This window comes from Limnofasciculus baicalensis BBK-W-15 (assembly GCF_024178385.1).
In the GTDB taxonomy this organism is placed as follows: domain Bacteria; phylum Cyanobacteriota; class Cyanobacteriia; order Cyanobacteriales; family Coleofasciculaceae; genus Limnofasciculus; species Limnofasciculus baicalensis.
The window spans coordinates 1-1,162 of sequence record NZ_JAMZMM010000738.1; the positions used below are offsets into that span (position 1 = coordinate 1).

The window sequence follows — 1,162 nt, forward strand, 5'->3', positions numbered from 1 at the left end:
CACCAGAGATGGGCGAGGCCGAGATCAAGATCGATCTCGCGGGCTATGAAGGCGACGACATCGAGATCGGCTTCAACCCCGCCTTCATCACCGACGCCCTCAAGGTCATCACCGACCCGCAGGTCATCATGGAACTCAAGGCCTCAAGCAAGCCCGCCCTCCTCAAGTCCGGGCAGGACTTCCTGTACGTCGTGATGCCGGTGAACTTGCAGTAATCAACGCCAGCACGCGCAACTCCACCAACCCCACGCACGCCGTGGGGTTTTTCATGGTGCCCGCTTCGCTCTAACTACTTCACCACATGCCGCACGACGCGGTGCCGATTCCCCGGCAGCGCCCGCCTCGCCGGTATCGTTCGACCCGTTCCCATCACACCGCCCGATTGAGGAGCGCCCGCAGCGGCCTGCCGCTCGGCCGTCCTCGAAGCCTCCGAAACACTCGCCTCGCGCGACCCCAACCGATTCGCGACGTGCACATGCTCCTGCCGAGTCTCTTGGGCCGCCAGCTCATCTTGAATCCGCGCACGCCGATCCCACGCCCACGCCACGATCGTGACGATCGGCCCCGCCAACATCGCCAGCACGATCAGGTACATCGACGTCGGCGTCTTCGCCATCACTTCCCGGGGTGCCAAGTACCAAAACGCCACCATTCCCGCAACGACCGACGCCGCCGCCACCACGCCAACCGTCACCAGCCGCATCTTCCGGTACACATGGTCCATCGAACAACACATCCTCAAGGCCAGCAAGGACACCGATTGCCGAAACGGTGCCCCGAATAAGGTGTAGGAGAATCCCCCCAAGCAGGATCGAACCGTACCATCGGCACGCCCGTGCAGCAAGCCCACACAATCTTCACCAGCCACCAATACATGAACCCTCTTGGGTTTGTTGTCGCGCGTTTGGGGTGGTATCGTCCCCGCCCGGTGAGTGACCACAAACCAACCCCTTCCGACCCGCGACTCGCCGGTGGCCCCTCGCGCCGTCACAACTCTGGTGCATCGGCTAGTCTGCTCGCCCTGGCCCTCGCGGCTGGGTCGTGCTGGACTCCGCAAGCCATCGCCCAAGAAGTGGCCCCGCCGACCACAACGACCACGACCGCCCCCACCGACTCCCTTGCTCGTTTTGAAGGGAGGCAAGTGCGCGAGGTCATCCTGCGC

The 1,162-nt window shown here is 63.8% G+C and carries 1 protein-coding gene and 1 pseudogene; one reads left to right on the forward strand and one right to left on the reverse strand.

Annotation, left to right across the window (positions count from 1 at the left end):
- Positions 1-215: pseudogene (locus NJ959_RS29860) on the forward strand (DNA polymerase III subunit beta); the annotation flags it as partial.
- A 74-nt stretch (positions 216-289) separates the two neighbouring features.
- Here the strand turns inward: NJ959_RS29860 and NJ959_RS29865 are convergent.
- On the reverse strand, positions 290-724 hold the full coding sequence (locus tag NJ959_RS29865) for a hypothetical protein (RefSeq protein WP_254015389.1): 435 nt from the start codon (positions 722-724) through the stop codon (positions 290-292).
- Positions 725-1,162 lie beyond the last annotated feature (438 nt).